The sequence below is a fragment of the Ferrovibrio sp. genome (assembly GCF_046297595.1).
Taxonomy (GTDB): Bacteria; Pseudomonadota; Alphaproteobacteria; order Ferrovibrionales; family Ferrovibrionaceae; genus Ferrovibrio.
In genome coordinates, this window is the sequence record NZ_JBKBHT010000008.1 from 43,396 (window position 1) to 60,761 (window position 17,366).

13 protein-coding genes are annotated in these 17,366 nt (G+C 66.3%); 10 read left to right on the forward strand and 3 right to left on the reverse strand.

Annotated features, from left to right (window positions below):
- Nucleotides 1-101: 101 nt before the first annotated feature.
- From ACK4FJ_RS17770 to ACK4FJ_RS17795, 6 genes are all read left to right on the forward strand, one after another.
- Nucleotides 102-3,431, forward strand: a complete 3,330-nt coding sequence (locus ACK4FJ_RS17770) for a DUF2126 domain-containing protein (protein ID WP_409768071.1) — start codon at nt 102-104, stop codon at nt 3,429-3,431.
- 22 nt (nt 3,432-3,453) lie between these two features.
- A complete protein-coding gene (locus ACK4FJ_RS17775; protein ID WP_409768072.1) occupies nt 3,454-6,027 on the forward strand; it encodes a circularly permuted type 2 ATP-grasp protein in 2,574 nt (857 codons plus the stop codon).
- 16 nt (nt 6,028-6,043) lie between these two features.
- On the forward strand, nt 6,044-6,928 hold the full coding sequence (locus ACK4FJ_RS17780) for a transglutaminase N-terminal domain-containing protein (RefSeq protein WP_409768073.1): 885 nt from the start codon (nt 6,044-6,046) through the stop codon (nt 6,926-6,928).
- 63 nt (nt 6,929-6,991) lie between these two features.
- A complete protein-coding gene (locus ACK4FJ_RS17785; RefSeq protein WP_409768074.1) occupies nt 6,992-7,321 on the forward strand; it encodes a hypothetical protein in 330 nt (109 codons plus the stop codon).
- Between the two features lie 8 nt (nt 7,322-7,329).
- Nucleotides 7,330-7,755 (forward strand): DUF3429 domain-containing protein, encoded by a 426-nt coding sequence (locus ACK4FJ_RS17790; protein WP_409768075.1) that lies wholly within the window; start codon nt 7,330-7,332, stop codon nt 7,753-7,755.
- A 367-nt stretch (nt 7,756-8,122) separates the two neighbouring features.
- Complete coding sequence (locus ACK4FJ_RS17795) at nt 8,123-8,731, forward strand: glutathione S-transferase family protein (RefSeq protein WP_409768076.1); 609 nt, start codon at nt 8,123-8,125, stop codon at nt 8,729-8,731.
- 17 nt (nt 8,732-8,748) lie between these two features.
- Here the strand turns inward: ACK4FJ_RS17795 and ACK4FJ_RS17800 are convergent, their stop codons facing one another.
- Entirely contained in the window at nt 8,749-10,812 is a 2,064-nt protein-coding gene (locus ACK4FJ_RS17800; RefSeq protein ID WP_409768077.1) for an elongation factor G, read from the reverse strand.
- A 271-nt stretch (nt 10,813-11,083) separates the two neighbouring features.
- On the opposite strand from ACK4FJ_RS17800, the gene trxC reads away from it, so the two are divergent.
- Nucleotides 11,084-11,518 carry a thioredoxin TrxC gene (gene trxC, locus ACK4FJ_RS17805; RefSeq protein ID WP_409768078.1) on the forward strand — a complete coding sequence of 145 codons (435 nt, stop codon included), beginning with the start codon at nt 11,084-11,086 and terminating at the stop codon, nt 11,516-11,518.
- Here trxC and ACK4FJ_RS17810 read toward each other — a convergent pair.
- Nucleotides 11,515-13,290 (reverse strand): SLC13 family permease, encoded by a 1,776-nt coding sequence (locus ACK4FJ_RS17810; protein ID WP_409768079.1) that lies wholly within the window; start codon nt 13,288-13,290, stop codon nt 11,515-11,517. The two genes, trxC and ACK4FJ_RS17810, sit on opposite strands and share 4 nt — an antisense overlap.
- 129 nt (nt 13,291-13,419) lie before the next feature.
- On the opposite strand from ACK4FJ_RS17810, the gene ACK4FJ_RS17815 reads away from it, so the two are divergent.
- Nucleotides 13,420-14,709 carry an NCS2 family permease gene (locus ACK4FJ_RS17815; protein WP_409768080.1) on the forward strand — a complete coding sequence of 430 codons (1,290 nt, stop codon included), beginning with the start codon at nt 13,420-13,422 and terminating at the stop codon, nt 14,707-14,709.
- A gap of 56 nt (nt 14,710-14,765) precedes the next feature.
- On the opposite strand, the gene ACK4FJ_RS17820 is transcribed toward ACK4FJ_RS17815, so the two are convergent.
- On the reverse strand, nt 14,766-15,677 hold the full coding sequence (locus ACK4FJ_RS17820; RefSeq protein ID WP_409768081.1) for an EamA family transporter: 912 nt from the start codon (nt 15,675-15,677) through the stop codon (nt 14,766-14,768).
- 152 nt (nt 15,678-15,829) lie between these two features.
- Here ACK4FJ_RS17820 and ACK4FJ_RS17825 point away from each other — a divergent pair, with 152 nt between their 5' ends.
- The gene (locus ACK4FJ_RS17825) at nt 15,830-16,543 is read left to right on the forward strand and encodes a substrate-binding periplasmic protein (protein ID WP_409768082.1); all 714 of its coding nucleotides are present in this window, start codon (nt 15,830-15,832) and stop codon (nt 16,541-16,543) included.
- A 133-nt stretch (nt 16,544-16,676) separates the two neighbouring features.
- On the forward strand, nt 16,677-17,327 hold the full coding sequence (gene cmk / locus ACK4FJ_RS17830) for a (d)CMP kinase (protein ID WP_409768083.1): 651 nt from the start codon (nt 16,677-16,679) through the stop codon (nt 17,325-17,327).
- Nucleotides 17,328-17,366 lie beyond the last annotated feature (39 nt).

Consider the following 17,366-nt stretch of genomic DNA (forward strand, 5'->3'; position numbering starts at 1 on the left):
CCCGGCTTTGGGCAACAGGCCTGCGGCATTTCCGGTTTAGGCTGGACAGCGGGCCGGCATACCGATTGCATCGTTCCGGCCGTAAACCGCCGGGATCGAGCATGAGCATTCAGGTCGCGCTGCACCACCGCACCACCTATCGTTACGACAGGCTGATCAGTCTTGGGCCACAGACGGTGCGCCTGCGCCCGGCGCCGCATAGTCGCACGCCGATCGTCAGCTATTCGCTGAAGATCCAGCCCAAGGATCACTTCATCAACTGGCAGCAGGATCCGCAGGGCAATTACCTCGCCCGGCTGGTCTTCCCGGAGCGTACCGATGTCTTCGAGGTGGCGGTCGATCTGGTCGCCGACATGGCGGTGATCAATCCCTTCGACTTCTTCCTCGAACCCGAAGCCGAGCATTTCCCCTTCGATTACGACCCGGGGCTGGAGCAGGAGTTGGCACCATTCCAGCGCGTCGATCCGCCCGGCCGTCTGCTCAGCCAGTGGCTGGCCACGGTACCGCGTGAGAAGGCCCGCACGGTCGATTTCCTCGTCGGCCTCAACCAGCGCCTGAGCGAGGAGATCAAGTATCTCATCCGCATGGAACCGGGCGTGCAGAGTGCGGAGGAGACGCTGCAGCGCAAAAGCGGCTCCTGCCGCGACACGTCGTGGCTGCTGGTGCAGGCCCTGCGCCATCTGGGTTTCGCCACGCGTTTCGTCTCGGGCTACCTGATCCAGCTTGTCGCCGATATCAAACCGCTGGACGGTCCCGAAGGGCCGGTCGCCGATTTCACCGACCTGCATGCCTGGGTCGAGGTCTATCTGCCCGGTGCCGGCTGGATCGGACTGGATCCCACCTCGGGCCTGATGGCGGGCGAGGGGCATATCCCGCTGGCGGCCACGCCCGAGCCGCAATCGGCGGCGCCGATCAGCGGCGCGCTGGAAAAGACCGAGGTCGATTTCTCCTACGAGATGAAGGTGACGCGTTTCCGCGAGACGCCGCGCGTCACCAAACCGATCTCGGACGAGAACTGGCAGAAGATGCTGTCGCTCGGCGACGCGGTGGATGCACGGCTGCAAGGCGGCGATGTGCGGCTGACCATGGGCGGCGAGCCGACCTTCGTTTCCATCGACGACATGGATGGCGCGGAATGGAATACGGCGGCGCTGGGTCCGAATAAACGCCTGCTGGCCGGCCGCCTGCTGCGCCGTCTGGCGGATCGTTTTGCGGTCTCGCCTCTGCTGCATTACGGCCAGGGCAAATGGTATCCGGGCGAGCAGTTGCCGCGCTGGGCATTGTCGTGCCACTGGCGCCGCGATGGCGAACCGGTCTGGCGTGACCGGGCGCTGCTGGCAGCCGACGAGGATGCCGGCGACGGCGCCACGCCGCAGGATGCCGATATTTTCGCGGCCGCGCTGGCCGAACGCCTGCAGCTCGATCCCGGCTACCGCATCCCGGGTTACGAAGACCTCTGGTATTACCTGTGGCGCGAACGCCGCTTGCCGGTGAATGTCGATCCTTTCAAGTCGCATCTGGACGACCCGGAAGAACGCGCGCGGCTGGCCCGCATCTTCGAACAGGGTCTCGACAGGGTGGTGGGCTATGCCTTGCCGTTGCAGCGCGAAGGGCTGAACGGATCGAAACGCTGGCGTTCGGGGCCGTGGTTCTTCCGGCCGCAGACCATGTATCTGCTGCCCGGCGACTCCCCCATGGGCTTCCGCCTGCCGCTCGATTCCCTGCCCTGGGTGGTGGCGGCGGATTATCCCTATCAGCATGCGCCCGACACGATGCAGGACCAGCCGCCGCTGCCGCCGCATGGACGCTTCCGACAGGCCCATCACATGGTGGCGGATCGCATGCAGGCCTGGGCACGCGGGCAGAATTACGCCACGCTTCCGCGCGAGCAGAAACCGTTGCCGGCCAACCAGCAATCCGATGCTACGGTGGTGCGCACCGCCATGTGCATCGAGCCGCGCGGGGGTCTGCTGCATGTCTTCATGCCGCCGCTGGAACAGGCCGAGGATTACCTCGACCTCGTCACCGCCATCGAGGACACGGCGGCGACGCTGGGCCGCAAGGTGGTGGTGGAAGGCTACCTGCCGCCGCGCGATGCGCGGCTGCTGCATTTCAGTGTCACGCCCGATCCTGGCGTGATCGAGGTGAATATCCACCCTTCGGCCGACTGGCGCGAGCTGGCCGAACGGACAACGGTGCTGTACGAAGAAGCGCGGCAGACCCGGCTCGGCACCGAGAAATTCATGCTCGATGGCCGCCATGTCGGCACCGGCGGCGGCAACCATGTGGTGATGGGTGCGGCCACGCCGCCCGACAGCCCGTTCCTACGCCGGCCCGACCTGCTGCGCAGCCTGCTTGGTTACTGGCAGAACCATCCGTCGCTGTCTTACCTGTTCTCCGGCCTGTTCATCGGCCCCACCTCACAGCATCCGCGCGTGGATGAGGGCCGCGACGACGCGCTGGTCAATCTGGAGATCGCCTTCGAACAGGTGGCGAAAAACCCGAACCCGCCGCTCTGGCTGGTGGACCGCATCTTCCGCAACGTGCTGGTCGATATCACCGGCAACACGCATCGCACCGAATTCTGCATCGACAAGCTCTATTCGCCCGACGGCCCCACCGGCCGGCTCGGCCTGGTCGAGCTGCGCGCCTTCGAGATGCCGCCCGATGCGCGCATGAGTCTGGCCCAGCAATTGCTGCTGCGCGGCCTGATCGCGGCCTTCTGGGATCGGCCCTATACGCGCAAGGCGGTGCGCTGGGGCACGCGCCTGCATGACGAATTCCTGCTGCCGCATTTCTGCCTGCAGGCTTTCAACGATGTGCTGGCCGACTTGAATGAGCATGGCTTCGGCTTCGATCCCGAATGGTTCGCGGCCCATGCCGAATTCCGCTTTCCAAAGATCGGCGAAATCGCCGCGCGCGGCATCGAACTGGAGCTGCGGCATGCGCTGGAACCCTGGCATGTACTGGGCGAGGAGGCAGCGGGCGGCGGCACGGTGCGCTTCGTCGATTCATCGGTCGAACGCATGCAGGTGAAGGTGCGGGGCCTGGTCGATGGCCGCCATGTGGTGGCGGTGAATGGCCGCGCGCTGCCTTTGCGTGCCACCGGCGTGCCGGGCGAGTATGTCGCTGGCCTGCGCTACAAGGCCTGGGCGCCGCCCAGCGCCATGCATCCCACCATCGGCGTGCATACGCCGCTCAGCTTCGACCTGTTCGATGGCTGGAACGGACGCTCGCTCGGCGGCTGCAGCTATCATGTGGCCCATCCGGGCGGGCGCAATTACGACACCTTCCCGGTAAACGGCAACGAGGCCGAGGCGCGGCGCCGCGCCCGGTTTTTCGCCATCGGCCATACGCCGGGCCCCATGCCGGTGCCGCCGCTGGCCCCGCCGCGCGAACAGCCGCTTACCCTCGATCTGCGAACCGGGTAAACTTCCGCCCGATTCGGACGGGATGATGAATTCGCCCCTGCAGGCTAGGCTTTCCCCCACCGCGACGCCGGCTTCGCCCGCGCCGGGGGAGGCCTATGACGAAATGGTCACCGGCCAGGGGGTCATCCGCGCGCATTGGCAACCGTTGCTGGCGACCTTGAGCGAACTGGGCGCTGCCGGCCTGGCCGAACGTGCCGAGCGTGGCCGCCAGTATCTGGAAGACGAAGGCGTTACCTACAACCTCTACGAACTGCCCGGCAGCCCGGGCCCGAGCGGCGCCGCCATCGCGCCGCCCCTGCCGGAACAGCGGCCCTGGCGGCTCGATCCGGTGCCGGTGCTGCTCTCGGCCGAGGAATGGGCCGGCATCGAAGCCGGTCTGATCCAGCGCGCGCGGCTGCTCGATGCCGTGCTGCGCGACCTCTACGGTCCGATGGACCTGCTGGCGCAGCATCGCCTGCCGCCGGCCCTGGTTTATGGACACCGCGATTTCCTGCGCGCCGCGCGCCGCACCGATGGCCAGCCACAGGGACGAATGCTGCAGCATTACGCCGCCGAACTGGTGCGCGGCCCCGACGGCATCTGGCGCGTGATCGCCGACCGGACCCAGTCGCCGGCCGGTCCCGGCTATGCCCTGCAGAATCGCCGTGTGATGTCGCGCCTGCTCGGCCAGGCCCTGCGGCAATGTCGCGTGCGGCCGCTGAATTCCTATTTCGAATACTGGCAGGCCGATCTGGCCAACCGTGCGCCGCAGCAGACCGACAATCCGCGTGTCGTGCTGCTCACGCCCGGCCCGTACAACGAAGCCTATTTCGAACATATCTATCTGGCACGCGAACTCGGCGCCACGCTGGTGGAGGGCGCCGATCTCACGATGCGGGACGGCCGCATCTTCATCAAGACGCTGGCCGGCCTTGAACCGGTCGATGTGATCCTGCGCCGCCTGGATGGCGAATGGTGCGACCCGCTGGAACTGCGCGCGGATTCCACATTGGGCGTGGTCGGCCTGATGCAGGCCCTGCGCGATGGCCAGGTCTGCGTCAGCAACGCCATCGGCAGCGGCCTGGCCGGCGCGCCGGCCCTGCAGGCTTTCCTGCCCAAACTGAGCGAGCATCTGCTGGGCGAAAGCCTGACCCTGCCGTCGATCGCCACCTGGTGGTGCGGCCAGTCCTACGCGCTGTCGGAAGTGGAGGCGCGGTTCGACGACCTGGTGGTGCGCGGCGCCTATGGCCTGAACGACCGGCCCGTCATGGTTGGCAGTCTGCCCGAAGCCGAGCGCACCAGCTTCCTGGCGCAGATCAAGGCGCGGCCCGGCGATTACGTGGCGCAGGAGCGCATCACGCCATCCGTTTCGCCCGGCTTGGGCGAGAAGGGGCTGGAACCGCAGCCGATCCTGCTGCGGGTGCAGGTGGTGGCCGATGGCGATGACTATGTGGTGATGCCGGGCGGCCTGGCCCGCGTGCCCAGCAGCAACGATCCCTTCGCCGCAACCTTGCAGCGCGGCGGCATCAACAAGGATGTCTGGGTGGTGGCCAAGGAGCAGGGGCCCACCGTGATCCGCGGCACCGCCACGCGGCAGCGTCTCGCCCTGCGCCGCTCCTCCGGCACGCTGCAAAGCCGCGTCGCCGACGATCTCTACTGGCTCGGCCGCGGGGTCGAACGCCTGGATGGCGGCGCGCGGCTGCTGCGCGCCGTGCTATCGCGCCTGGTCGGAGAATTCTCCTCGGCGCGCGATCTGGTCGAGATGACGGTGCTGGCCCGCGCCATGGCGCGCTGCGGCCTGCTGGACCAGAAGGCCGCCGCCGCGCCGCCGGATTCGGCCCTGTTCGTCGGCAGCATCACGCGGGCCTGCGCGCCCAGCCAGCTTCTGGGCCAGACCATCGACGGCATCGAACGGCTGGCTGCCGTATCGCGCCATCGTTTCTCGGCCGACATGTGGCGCATGCTCAATCATCTGCTGGGCGAGTTGCGGATCAGTCAGCCGGCGGCGGCCGGCGATGCCGATGCCATGCTGGAATTCTGCGACCAGATGATCCGCGCGACCGCCGCCATCGCCGGCATGCTGGCCGAACACATGACGCGCGGCTCGGGCTGGCGCTTCATCGATTTCGGCCGGCGGCTGGAACGCGCCATCTTCATCGCCCGCAGCGTCTCGGCCGCCACCACCGTGCTGGGGCAGAACAGCGATTCCGCCTTCCGCGTCGCTCTGGAGGTCAGCGATTCCACGCTCACCTACCGCCGCCGCTACCGCGCCGCCCTGCAGGCGGCGGCCGTGTTCGACCTGCTGCTGCTCGATGGCAGCAATCCCCATGCGCTGGTCTTCCAGCTGCAGACCATGGCCCAGCACCTGGACGCGTTGCCCAATCCCGATGCGCCGCCGCGCGCCGCCGACTGCCTTGCCCTGGCCAAGCCCTTTGCCGATCTGGTCGTGCTGTTCGACCGCGACGAGATACCGCGCGAGGAGATGGCGCAGCTCAGTACCCGTCTGCGCGGCAGCCTGGATGCGGCCTGCGACGCGCTGATGGATATATCCGACCAGCTCTCGCGCAGCTATTTCAGCCATGTGCAGGTGGCGCGTGCCTTCGGTTTCGGCTCCTGATGCGGATCGGCTTGCCATGAAATACCGCCTGCGCCACACCACCTCCTACAGCTATTCCTGGGCAGTCGATATCTCGCACCACCTGCTGCATCTGGCGTTGCCCGAATTGCCGCGCCAGCGGGTGAAATCCTGCACCGTCACCACCAATCCCAATGCCGGGCGGATCGCCGCGCAGGTCGATCATTTCGGCAACCGCATCGCCAACCTCACCATCGATGCGCCGCATACCCGCTTCGATGTCGAACTGCGCGCCGAGGTCGAGGTCGATCCCTGGTCGCCGTCCGACCCGAAGGCCACGCCGGCCTGGGAGGATATCCGCGAGGCCCTGTGCGGCGACGGTTTTCCCGAACCCGTCCGTGAAAGCGAATTCGTGCACGACTCGCCGATGGCGCAGGCCAGCGACGAGGCGCTGGCCTATGCGCAGACAAGCTTCGCCGCAGGTCGCCCGATCCTGGAGGCGGTGGTCGATCTCACGGCCCGCATCTATCGCGATTTCCGGTATGACCCCGCCGCCACGGAAGTCTTCACGCCGGTGGCCGCCGTGATGCAGAAGCGCGCCGGCGTGTGCCAGGATTTCGCCCACCTGCAGATCGCCATGCTGCGCGGCCTGGGGCTGGCCGCCCGTTATGTCTCGGGCTACATCCGCACGCTGAAATCGGGCGACGCCCCTGAATCCGGCCTGCGCGGCGCCGATGCCAGCCATGCTTGGATTTCGGTCTGGTGCGGGCCCGCGCTGGGCTGGATCGACCTCGATCCCACCAACAACCTGATCTGTTCCGACGAGCATGTGACGGCGGCCATCGGCCGCGATTACGGCGACATCAGTCCGGTGCGCGGCGTGGTGCTGGGCGGTGGGCCGCATCGCGTGGGCGTGGCGGTGGAATTGCTGCCGGTCGGCTGAACAACTGGCCAATCGGCCAGGCCGCTCCATCTTTTCTCTCCGTCAGCCATCCGAGGGAATGTCATGGCCACTCATATGCCCTATACCGCCCGCACCAGCAGCGGCGACGTGTTCGAAATCAGTTTTCCGCTGCATGCCGAAACCGGTTCGGCGATGCGCGTGTCGCAACTGCTCACCGCCATCCTCGAAACGCTGGACCGCGAGATCGCCATCCTGGGCGAGACCAGCAACGGCGATGTGTTGCAGGCCTTAAGCATGGCCAGCGCGATCCGCGCCGCGATGATCCATGCACCGCTGCCGCTCACCCAGCGGCTTGCCGCCGAATTGCAGGCCTCGGCCCTGCGCGCGATGGACAGCGCCGAACGCCAGTCGCCCCAGGCAGGCCATGCATGAGGCCGGCCATGTCTGATCGCGTCCCATCGGCGGCGCTCTGGCTCGGTGCCGCCGGTGCGCTGCCCTTCATCGCGCTGGCGCTGGCCGTGCGGTTCGCGCCGGTGCCGGGCAATTTCGTCGCCGAAACCCTGCTTACCGGCTATGGCACCGCGATCCTGAGTTTCATGGGTGGCGTGCATTGGGGGCTGGCGATGCGCGACCATCGCCCGTGGCAGTATGCGGCCAGCGTATTGCCGGCGCTGTATGCCTGGCCCGCTTTGTGGCTGTCGGCGGAAACCGGCTGGCTCTATCTGGGGGCCGGTTTTGCGCTGCTGCTGGCCTTCGATTTCTGGGCCGGACTGCGCGGATGGACACCCTTCTGGTACGCCCGGCTGCGCCCGCCGCTCACCCTGGCGGCCGTGGGCAGCCTGCTGTTCGCCGCACTGCTGGCCTGATCGCGCAGCCGCTGCCTTATGCCTCATGGCTGGGCAGGCGGCCGGCGGCATCGCCCGCTTCTTGCGCATGAAACCGGGCCAGGCGGCTGCAAGCGGGCGTAAACCCCATCCCGGCGCTGGCATGAAACCTGCTTTGTAGTGTTCAGCATCCGGTGCCGAGGCGCATCGGGCTGCGAGTATCCCCGGCCCTGGGTCTCCACGGCCGGGTGGCGAGACGGACACTTGCGCCGGCCGTGCCGGGTTTCCCCGGACACTGCCGGCGCTCTTTTTTCTCCCACTTGTATCGGTTCGTATTGTCGTCATTGTCCGCATGGCGCCGCTGGCGTCCGGCCGCTAGTCTGCCGGGCAACGTCAACGAGGAAACCCCATGAAGCTCTATTATTCCCCCACCTCGCCCTATGTGCGCAAAGTGGTCATCCTGGCCCTGGAGACCGGGCTGGATGCGAAGATCGAACGCATCCCGGCCGCCACCACGCCGGTGGCGCAGAATCCCGATGTGGCCAAAGCCAACCCGATTGCCAAGGTGCCCACGCTGGTCACCGACGACGGCCTGCATCTCTTCGACAGTCGCGTGATCTGCGAATACCTCGACACGCTGCATGCGGGCAAGAAATTCTTCCCGGCCGACGCCTCGCGCTGGGCCGTGCTGCGCCAGCAGGCGCTGGGCGATGGCCTGCTCGATGCCGCCCTGCTGGTGCGCTACGAGGGTTTCCTGCGGCCGGACGACAAGCGCTGGTCCGACTGGGCCGATGGCCAGATGAAAAAGGTGCTGGGCGCCATGGCCGAGATCGAGAAGCTGGCGCCGTCCTTCGGCGACCGCGTCGATATTGGCATGGTGACGATCGCCTGCGCGCTGGGCTATCTCGATTTCCGCTTCGGCGACATGAACTGGCGGCAGAAATATCCGCAGACCGCGGCCTGGGCGGCACGCTTCTTCGAGCGACCCTCGGTGAAGGCGACGGTGCCGGTCGGCTGATTGAGCTGCGATGGAGGTTACGCCGCCAGGGCGCGGCGGCGATCCTCCACCACACGGTCGGCCAGTTTGCCGGCCAGTTCCTGCAGATGGTCGAACCGCGCAGTGAAGCCGCCGACGCCCAGCGTCATCGAGCGCAGTTCGACCGCCAAGTCATGCATCTCGGCCTCGGGCATGTAGCAGTCGATCTGGTCCCAGCCCGGCCAGTCCTCGCGCGCGGCGATGCCCAGGATCTGCCCGCGCCGCGACGACACGATGGCATGCACCTTCGCCGTATATTCGTTCGGCACCGTGAAGGTGACCGACTGGATTGGCTCCAGCAGCACCGGCGCGCATTTCAGCAGGCCCTCGGCCATGGCCAGCCCGCCGGCGGTGCGGAAGGCTTGGTCGGATGAATCCACCGAATGATACTGCCCGTCGGTCAGGGTCACCATCACGTCCACCACGGGAAAGCCCAGCGGGCCGCGATGCAGCGATTCGCGGATGCCGTCATCCACGGCGGGGATGAAGTTCTTCGGAATTGCCCCGCCGACCACGCGGTTGACGAAAACATAGCCCGCACCGCGCGGCTGCGGCGCGATCTCCACCTTGATGTCGGCAAACTGGCCATGGCCGCCCGATTGCCGCTTGAAACGCGCATGCTGCTGCGCGCCGTGGCGGATCGTTTCCTTGTAGGCAGTCAGCGGCGCGCTGCCATGCACGCCGACATTGAAGCGCTGCTGCAGCTTGTCGAGGCTGAGCTTCAGGTGGATCTCGCCCTGGCCCTTCAGCAGCAGTTGCCCCGCCGTCTGTTCGATCACCAGGCTGGGATCCTCCTCGCGCAGCTTGGCCAGCGCCGTTGTCAGCTTCACCTCATCCTTGCGGTCGCTGGTATGCAACGCGATAGCATGCACCGGCGGTGCCGGGTCGGGCCAGTCGACGATGGCGCGGCCTTGGCCATCCGCATTCAGGGTCTGGCCGGTGGCGATGTCGTCCAGCCGCCCCAGGCCGACGATGTCGCCGGCCTGCGCCTGGCCGGCCTTTTCCACGTGATTGCCCATCAGGCGATACAGGCCGCCCAGCCGCTTGCCGCCCAGCATGGCATTCTCGACGATGCCGCCCTGCCAGAGGCGAACCAGGCTCAGCTTGCCGGTATGGGCCTGATGCAGCGTCTTGAATACCGTGGCGCTCAAGCTGCCGCCATCGGCATTCACATCCAGCCGCGTGGCCGTGGCGTCATGATGCGGCGCTTCGTGGCGCAGGGCCTTCCACAGGCGCGTGACGCCGTTGCCGCGCTCGGCCGAGCCGAAGAAGACCGGCACGATCAGGTCGTTCGCCACATCCTTGCGCAGCAGCGCGTAGATGTCCTTCGGCGCCGGCGCGCGGTCTTCCAGCAACTGCTCCAGCAGCGCGTCGTCGAAATCGGCGATGGCTTCCAGCATCTGCTGCCGCGCCTCGTTCTCGCGCGGGCGGATATCGGCCGGCATCTCGATCAGGTCGGAGGGCTTCTGCTCGCCATAGCGATAGGCGCGTTCCGACACCAGATCGACATAGCCGGTGATGGCGTCGTTCTCGCGGATCGGCACCTCGCGCAGCACCAGCGGCCGGCTGGACACCTGCTGCAATGCGGCCAACAGGTCGCGCATGCGGATGCTGGTCTTGTCGAGCTTGTTGACGAACAGCAGATGCGGTATGCGCCGTGCATCGAGGAATTTCAGCAGGGGCGCCAGGGTCACGGCGCGGGCCGGGTCGGGCTCCACCACCACGACGGCGATGTCGGCCACCATCAGCGCGCTCAGGCCTTCCTGCGCCAGTTCCACCGAACCCGGGCAGTCGAGCAGCACCCAGGGTTCGCCGAGAAAATCGCAATGGGCCAGATTGGGTTCCACCGTCATCTGACGGCTGCGCGCCTCTGCCGAGGCGTCGCCTACGCTGGTGCCAGCCGCCACCGAGCCCTTGCGGGGAATCGCGCCAGCGGCGAACAGCAGGGCTTCGAGCAGGGTGGTTTTGCCGGCCGTATATGGACCGACAATAGCGGCAACCCTGGGGGCATCGCCCCCGGCAACGCTTACACTGGGATGGGAAGAGAAGGATGCATTCGGCATGGCGGTCTCCCTGTCTGCCTGCATGGAGATGCAGGCGGTCTGGCGCGTCGATAACGCGGCAAGCCTGGCGGCTTAAGCGGGGACCGGTTCTGCTGCCGGTCCTTGGGAACGCGGCACTCAACCCTCTGGCCAACAGGATTCCACAAGCCCGGCGCCGGCGATAGGGATGATTTGGACCGCGATGCCGCAGCCCTCTTGTTGTTTTAGAAATCGCTAATACATACAGGGAAAGCCGCCGACCTCACATCTGGCGGCATTCGAGGTTTTCCGCATGTCAAATCAGGTCCTTATTCCCTGCCCCCAGTGCAATACGGTGAATCGCCTGACGGCCGAGCGCCTGGGCGATCATGGCAAATGCGGCAAATGCGGCCAGCCGCTCTTCGTCGGCCGGCCGCTCACGCTGACGGGGGCGAATTTCGAGCGCCATGCCGGTTCGGCCGACCTGCCCCTGCTGGTGGATTTCTGGGCGGCCTGGTGCGGGCCCTGCCGCATGATGGCCCCGGTGATCGACCAGGCGGCGCAGTCCTTCGAGCCGCGCCTTCGTGTGGGCAAGCTGGATACCGAGGCCGAGCAGGGCCTGGCGGCGCGGTTCAACATCCGCTCGATCCCCACGCTTGCCTTGTTCCGCGGCGGACGTGAAATCGCGCGCATCAGCGGCGCCATGCCGCTGCCGCAGCTTTCGCGCTGGATCGAGCAGAATATCTAAAGCGGCCAGAAGATCGGCAGCACCAGCATGCTGGCAACGAACACGACGATCTCCAGCGGCAGTCCCAGCCGCCAGTAATCGCTGAAACGATAGCCGCCTGGGCCCATCACCAGCAGATTGTTCTGGTGCCCTATCGGCGTGAGGAAAGCGCAGGAGGCGCCGACCGCTACGGCCATCAGAAAGGCATCGGGATTGACCTGCAGCCGGTTCGCGATATCGATGCCCAGCGGCGCCATCAGCAGCGCGGTCGCAGCGTTGTTGACGATGTCGGAAACCAGCATGGTCACCACCAGCACCAGCGCGAGAATCCACAGAGGCGACAATTCGCCCGACAGGTCGACCAGCAGATTGGCGATTAGCCTGGTGGTGCCGGTGCTGTCGAAGGCCTCGCCCACCGGCATCATGGCGCCCAACAGTACCAGCACCGATCCGTCGACGGAATCGTAGGCCTCGCGCAGACCGACGCGCCCACTCAACAGCAGCAATACCGCCGCGGCCGCGAGGCAAATGGCTGCCGGTGCAAGGCCGAAAGCCAATGCGGCCAACGCCAGCAATACTATGCCAACCGTGGCGAAGGCTCCGGGGCGCGGCCCCAGGGAAAGGTCGCGTGCGGCCAGCGGCAGCAGACCCAGTCGGCCAAGAGCGTCGTCGATGCGGTCGGCCTCTCCCTGCAGCAGCAGCACGTCCCCGCCGTTGAATCGCCAGTCTTTCAGGCCACGGAAACGGCGCACGCCTTCGCGTGCCACACCCAGCAGGTTAATCATATAACGCTGGCGCAGCCGTACTTCGGCCGGGGTCAGACCATCGATGATACCGGCAGGCCGCACCACTGCCTCGATCACTTTCAGATCGCCGGCCTTGGCCAGTTCGATCAGTGGATTGTCGGGGTTCAGCAATGAAAGCCCAAGCGGCTTGAGCAAGTCGCCAACGACATCGGGCGACGCTTCGATCAGCAGTTCGTCGCCTTCGCGCACCACGGTCCATTGCGCCACGCCGGGAATGGTGACATCGCCACGTTTCAGGCCCAGCAGGGCGGCATCGTGTTCGTCGAGTGCCGCCGTAGTGTGACGGAGCGGCTTTCCGATCAGCGGCGATTGTTCCTCGACGCGCGCCTCCAAAAGGTATTCCTGAACGCCTTCATCGCTGCCGCGGGTGGCTGCCACGCGCTGCGGTACCAGCCGCCAGCCGGCGAGCGCGATGAAGCCGATGCCGGCCAGCGCCACCACGATACCCACTGGCGCAAAATCGAACAGGCCGAAAGCCTCGCCCATCCGGTCGGCACGGATGGTGGCAATGATCACGTTGGGTGGCGTGCCGATCAGGGTGATCAGGCCACCCAGCATGGAAATGAAGGACAGCGGCATTAGGGTCAGGCTGGGTGAAGCCTGTGCCGTGCGGCTCACCGCGATAGCCACCGGCATCATCAGCGCCAGCGCAGCGACGTTGTTCATCACCGACGAGGCCAAAGCCGCCGGCAGGCCCAGAAGTACGATGAGCAAAACCGGGTGTTTCGCCCGTGCGGCCAGCCGGCCGGCAAGGTCGTCCAGCACGCCGGTACCGGCGATGGCGCGACTGATCACCAGGGCGGCGGCGACCGTGATCACAGCCGGATGCCCGAAACCGGTAAAGGCAGAACCGAAGGGGACCAGTCCCAGTCCCACCCCGGCCAGAAGCACAAGGAGCGCCACCAGGTCGTGGCGCCAGCGGCCCCAGGCGAACAGGACCAGGGCCCCTGCGAGCAGGAGGAGGATCTCGATTTGGGGAAGGGTCATGGATCGGGTCTGCGTTAAGGAACGGGTAGGCCAGGGAAAGGTTTCATACTAAAGTCGAATCTAGCGACTCGACCGCAACGGCATGCCGGGGGCATGGGCGGTCGGGCGAAGATCAGGGGGACCAGACAAATGCTTGATAAATATTTCAAGCTTGCCGAAAACGGCACCACCGTCCGCACCGAGGTGCTGGCCGGTATTACCACCTTCCTTACCATGGCCTACATCATTTTCGTCAACCCGGCGATCCTGGGCGATGCCGGCATCGACAAGGGCGCCGCCTTCGTCGCCACCTGCCTAGCGGCCGCCATCGGCACCGCGATCATGGGTCTGTATGCGAATTATCCGGTGGCGCTCGCCCCCGGCATGGGCCTGAATGCCTATTTCACCTATGGCGTCGTGCTGGGCATGGGCCATAGCTGGCAGATCGCCTTGGGTGCCGTGTTCGTCTCCGGCATCCTCTTCCTGATCCTTTCGGTGCTGCCGGTGCGCGAAAAGATCATCAACGCGATCCCGATGTCGCAGAAATACGCCATCGGCGCCGGCATCGGCCTGTTCCTCGGCCTGATCGGCCTGAAGAATGCCGGCATCGTCGTCGATAACGCCGCCACCCTGGTTGGCCTGGGCAAGCTGATGAGCCCGGCGGTCGGCATGGCGATTCTCGGCTTCTTTGTCATCGCCGTGCTGGATTACCGCAAGGTGCCCGGCGCGATCATGATCTCGATCCTCGGCGTCACCGTGCTTGGTATCGCGCTGGGCCTGTCCAAGTTCGGCGGCATCGTCTCGACGCCGCCCAGCCTGGCGCCCACGTTGCTGCAGATGGATGTCAGCGGAGCACTGTCGCTCGGCCTGCTCACCATCGTCTTCGCCTTCCTGATGGTCGATCTGTTCGACACGGCCGGCACGCTGGTGGCGGTTGCGCCGCGCGCTGGCCTGATGGACAAGGATGGCAAGCTGAAGCGCCTGGGCCGTGCCCTGGTCGCCGACTCCACGGCGACCATTGCCGGCGCGGCGCTCGGCACTTCCACCACCACCAGCTACATTGAGTCGGCAGCCGGCATCCGTGTCGGCGGTCGCACCGGCCTCACCGCTGTGGTGGTGGCGATCCTGTTCCTGCTGGCGCTGTTTTTTGCCCCGCTGGCCGGCTCGATCCCGGTCTATGCCACCGCGCCCGCGCTGATCTTCGTGGCCTGTGTGATGGCCAGCAGCCTCGCCCGGGTCGACTGGGAGGACCTCACCGAATACCTCCCGGCCGTGGTCACCGCCGTGATGATGCCCTTCACCTTCTCGATCGCCACCGGCATCGGCCTCGGCTTCATCACCTATGTCGTGCTGAAGATATTCACCGGCCGCGCCAAGGATATCCATCCAGTGATGGCGGCGGTTTCGCTGGTCTTCCTGATCAAGTTCATCGTGGCCTGACGCGCCGCGATCGCTGAAAATGCCGGGCGGCGGGGCAACCCGCCGCCCGTTCTTTTTTATTTTCTCGCCGTCAGCCCGAGCAGGATGCCGGCCAGCAACACGATCACGCCAACGATCTCGCTGCGCGTCGGCCTTTCGCGGAACACCAGATACGACATCAGGAAAGTGAAGACCATTTCGGTCATTCCCAGCATGCGCACATAGGCCGCCACCTGTAGGGCCATGGCGGTGAACCAGCCGGCCGAGCCTGCCGCCGAGGCCATGCCGACGATCAGGCCGGGCCGCCAGGCCGCCGCCACGCGGCGCAGTTCACCTGGCTCGCGCAGCAGCAGATAGGCCATCATCAACGCGATCTGCAGCACGATGGCATGCACCAGCGTTGTCGCCGCGGCCAGCGGCAGGAAGGCTTCCTCCAGCGACAGCGAGGCGGCGCGGAAGCCTATGGCGGAAATGGCGAACAATGCGCCCGAGCCGATGCCGACCAGCGCCGAGCGCTCGGTCCAGCCCAGCAGGAAGGCGCGCGTGGGATTGTCGCTGCCCTTCAGCGAGATCAGCAGCACGCCCAACGTGCCGATCACGATGGCGGCCACGCCGCCGGCGCTCACCGGCTCGGCCAGGATCACCATGCCGAAGGCCGCGGCCTGCAGGGCCTCGGTCTTGGAATAGGCCGTCGCCACCACGAAGTTGCGCATGGACAATGCCAGGATCAGCAGGTTGGTGGCCAGAATCTGCGCCACCGCGCCCATGGCGGTCCACAGATAGAAGTCGCCATGGCCCGCCGGCATCGGCTTGCCGGTTGCCCAGATGGTGGCGCCCAGATACGCAACCGCCAGCGGCAACCCGTAGGCGAAGCGGGTGAAGCTGGCGCCGTTGGTGCTCAGGCGGCCTTTCAACTGCTTCTGCAGGCCTGTGCGGATGGTCTGGCAGAAGGCGGCCCAGATAGTGATCGGTATCCATGCCCATTCCATGGGCATCAGGGGTAACGGCTGGCCATGAGCCTGGCAAATGAGAAGCGCTGCCTGCCATGTTGAAAACATTTTGCCGCATACCGGCATTTGCTGGCATGCTGCGATGCAACCCGACAGGATCCCCAGGCTGTCGGGTCAATCGCGGAGTCGCCATGCGCGGTTTCATGCTCGTGCTTGCCTTGCTGCTGCTGTCTTTGCCGGCAGTGGCCGAGCCATGGCGCATCGTCTGCGACGAGAATTTCCCGCCCTACAATTTCGTCGAACAGGGCCGGGTGGCCGGGCTGGATGCCGAGATTATCGAGGCGCTGGTGCGCCGCGCCGGCGGCGTGCCCCAGATCGAGCCGCAGCCCTGGGTGCGGGTCCAGGACATGCTGGAGCGCGGCGAGGTGGATGCGGCCTTTCAGTTCGTCGGACGTGCCGACCGTTTCGAGAAATATTTCATGGTCGGTCCGTTCCGTGCCGGCCAGACCGTGTTCGCCACGCGCCCCGATCATCGCATCCAGTGGAAGACCCTGGCCGATCTGCGCGGCTATCGCATCGGCACGATCCGGGGCTATACCTACGGCACCGCCTTCGACAACGATGCCAGCCTCGCCAGGGAAGCGGCGGCCGGCGATTACAGCCAGCTCGTGCGCATGCTGGCAGCCCAGCGCGTCGACGTGATCATCGGCGACCGCGAGGCGCTTAGTTATTTCGCCCGCCGCGAAATGCTGCGGCTGGATATCATCAGCCCGCCGCTGGCTGAGGTGCCACGTTATATCGCCGTGCCGAAAACCAGGCCCGACCGTGCCGAGCGGCTGACTGGCGCGCTGGCTTCCCTGCGGCGCGACGGCACGCTGATGGCGATACTCCGTCGCTGGGAATGATATCAAACGTGTCGCCAATGGGTGCCGGACTGGCCCAGACCGGATTGCTAAGGTACTGGAATTCCTGCAATGCCCTTGGATTTTCTGCTGGCCGGGGCTTGTTTCGGGCCTCGGGCGCGGGCTACCAAGGCGCATGACGACTTCTGTGGTGATCGCCGTGGATGGCCCGGTCGCCGCCGGGAAAGGTACCTTGGCCCGCCGGCTGGCCGAGCATTTCGGTTATGCCTATCTCGATACCGGCGCGCTCTATCGCGCCGTGGGCTCGCGGGTTCTGCGCCAGGATGGCGACCCGGCCGATCCGGACATTGCCACCAAAGCCGCGGAATCGCTGGATGAATCCGACCGTGCTGCGACCGATCTGCGGTCCGAGGCGGTGGGGCTGGCAGCCTCCAAAGTCGCGGCCATCCCGGGCGTGCGGGCGGCCCTGCTGGACTTCCAGCGCCGGTTCGCCCACCAGCCGCCGGGCGGCAAGGCCGGCGCCGTGCTGGACGGCCGCGATATCGGCACTGTGGTCTGCCCCGATGCGCCGGTGAAACTGTTCGTCACTGCTCGCGACGAGGTGAGGGCCGAGCGGCGCTATAAGGAACTGATGGATAAGGGCGAAAATGTCAGTTTTGAGCGAGTTCTGGCCGATCTGCGCCAGCGCGACGCCCAGGACCAGGCCCGCGCCGCCGCGCCATTGAAGCCCGCCGACGATGCCCACTTGCTGGATACCTCGGATTTGGCTATAGAAGCCGCCGTTGCTGCGGCTATTGAGGCCGTTACGGCAACCCTGAGGCGCTGACGCCCGCTTCAGGCGGCCCACTCAACCCACCCGGTTCGC

Coding starts and splice junctions, on each gene's coding strand:
- ACK4FJ_RS17770 (WP_409768071.1), top strand. CDS start 102: ATGAGCATTCAGGTCGCGCTGCACCACCGCACCACCTATCGTTACGAC.
- ACK4FJ_RS17775 (WP_409768072.1), top strand. CDS start 3,454: ATGATGAATTCGCCCCTGCAGGCTAGGCTTTCCCCCACCGCGACGCCG.
- ACK4FJ_RS17780 (WP_409768073.1), top strand. CDS start 6,044: ATGAAATACCGCCTGCGCCACACCACCTCCTACAGCTATTCCTGGGCA.
- ACK4FJ_RS17785 (WP_409768074.1), top strand. CDS start 6,992: ATGGCCACTCATATGCCCTATACCGCCCGCACCAGCAGCGGCGACGTG.
- ACK4FJ_RS17790 (WP_409768075.1), top strand. CDS start 7,330: ATGTCTGATCGCGTCCCATCGGCGGCGCTCTGGCTCGGTGCCGCCGGT.
- ACK4FJ_RS17795 (WP_409768076.1), top strand. CDS start 8,123: ATGAAGCTCTATTATTCCCCCACCTCGCCCTATGTGCGCAAAGTGGTC.
- ACK4FJ_RS17800 (WP_409768077.1), bottom strand. CDS start 10,812: ATGCCGAATGCATCCTTCTCTTCCCATCCCAGTGTAAGCGTTGCCGGG.
- trxC (WP_409768078.1), top strand. CDS start 11,084: ATGTCAAATCAGGTCCTTATTCCCTGCCCCCAGTGCAATACGGTGAAT.
- ACK4FJ_RS17810 (WP_409768079.1), bottom strand. CDS start 13,290: ATGACCCTTCCCCAAATCGAGATCCTCCTCCTGCTCGCAGGGGCCCTG.
- ACK4FJ_RS17815 (WP_409768080.1), top strand. CDS start 13,420: ATGCTTGATAAATATTTCAAGCTTGCCGAAAACGGCACCACCGTCCGC.
- ACK4FJ_RS17820 (WP_409768081.1), bottom strand. CDS start 15,677: ATGGAATGGGCATGGATACCGATCACTATCTGGGCCGCCTTCTGCCAG.
- ACK4FJ_RS17825 (WP_409768082.1), top strand. CDS start 15,830: ATGCGCGGTTTCATGCTCGTGCTTGCCTTGCTGCTGCTGTCTTTGCCG.
- cmk (WP_409768083.1), top strand. CDS start 16,677: ATGACGACTTCTGTGGTGATCGCCGTGGATGGCCCGGTCGCCGCCGGG.